Source organism: Lactobacillus sp. 23-2, assembly GCF_044902225.1.
In the GTDB taxonomy this organism is placed as follows: domain Bacteria; phylum Bacillota; class Bacilli; order Lactobacillales; family Lactobacillaceae; genus Lactobacillus; species Lactobacillus absianus.
The window spans coordinates 27,314-28,834 of record NZ_JAOQBX010000023.1 but is presented as its reverse complement, the minus strand read 5'-3'; the positions used below and the strand labels follow the sequence as shown (position 1 = coordinate 28,834).

The 1,521-nt window shown below is 50.8% G+C and carries 2 protein-coding genes; both read left to right on the top strand.

Annotated features, from left to right (window positions below; genetic code table 11):
- Nucleotides 1-7 precede the first annotated feature (7 nt).
- Nucleotides 8-148, top strand: coding sequence for a pentapeptide repeat-containing protein (locus tag OCH80_RS08050; protein WP_404539753.1), 141 nt, complete (start codon nucleotides 8-10; stop codon nucleotides 146-148).
- Nucleotides 149-234: 86 nt separating this feature from the next.
- Nucleotides 235-1,521: hypothetical protein (locus OCH80_RS08045; protein WP_404539747.1), on the top strand; the 1,287-nt coding region annotated here is incomplete at its 3' end.

Below are 1,521 nucleotides of genomic sequence, written 5' to 3'. Positions count from 1 at the left end.
GAATCTGGTGCAAGCGAATCTGCAAGCAGCTCAACTTCGACTAGTGAATCTGGTGCAAGCGAATCGGCAAGCAGTTCAACTTCGACTAGTGAATCTGGTGCAAGCGAATCTGCAAGCAGCTCAACTTCGACTAGTGAATCTGGTGTGAGCGAATCACCGAGCACCTCAGCTTCAACTAGTGAGTCTGTGGCAAGTGAATCGACGAGTGCCTCAACTTCAACTAGTGAGTCCGGTGTGAGCGAATCGGCAAGCAGCTCAACCTCAACTAGTGAGTCCGTTGCAAGTGAATCTGCAAGCAGCTCAACTTCAACTAGTGAAGCCAGTGCAAGCGAATCACCGAGTGCATCAACCTCAACTAGTGAGTCCGTTGCAAGCGAATCCTCAAGTACTTCAACCTCAACTAGTGAATCCGCTGCAAGCGAATCACCGAGCACTTCAACTTCAACTAGTGAAGCCAGTGCAAGCGAATCACCGAGCACTTCAGCTTCAACTAGTGAAGCCAGTGCAAGCGAATCACCAAGCACTTCAACTAGCGAGTCCAGCGCAAGTGAATCCGCAAGCACCTCAGCTTCAACTAGTGAGTCTGTGGCAAGTGAATCGACGAGTACCTCAACTTCAACTAGCGAGTCCGGTGCGAGCGAATCTGCAAGCAGCTCAACTTCAACTAGCGAGACCAGCGCAAGTGAATCCGCAAGCGCCTCAACTTCAGCTAGTGAATCTGGTGCAAGCGAATCTGCAAGCAGCTCAGCTTCGACTAGTGAATCTGGTGTGAGCGAATCACCGAGCACCTCAGCTTCAACTAGTGAGACCAGTGCAAGCGAATCACCGAGTGCCTCAACTTCAACTAGTGAAACCAGTGCAAGCGAATCGACAAGCACTTCAACTTCAGCAAGTGAGTCTGCTGCAAGTGAATCGACGAGTGCCTCAACTTCAACTAGTGAGTCCGGCGCAAGTGAATCTGCAAGCACTTCAGCTTCAACTAGTGAGTCAGTTGCAAGCGAATCGGCAAGCAGCTCAACCTCAACTAGTGAATCTGGTGTAAGCGAATCGACAAGCACTTCAGCTTCAACTAGTGAGTCCGGCGCAAGTGAATCCGCAAGTACTTCAACCTCAACTAGTGAATCCGCTGCAAGCGAATCCACAAGCAGCTCAACTTCGACTAGTGAATCTGGTGTGAGCGAATCTGCAAGCAGCTCAACTTCAACTAGTGAAGCCAGTGCAAGTGAATTCGCAAGCGCCTCAGCTTCAACTAGCGAGTCCGCTGCAAGCGAATCACCGAGCGCTTCAGCTTCAACTAGTGAGTCCGGCGCAAGTGAATCGACGAGTGCCTCAACTTCAACTAGTGAGTCTGCTACAAGTGAATCACCGAGCGCTTCAACCTCAACTAGTGAGTCCGGCGCAAGTGAATCGACGAGCACCTCAGCTTCAACTAGTGAGACCAGTGCAAGCGAATCACCGAGCACCTCAGCTTCAACTAGTGAGTCTGGGGCAAGTGAATCCGCAAGCAGCTCAACTTCAACT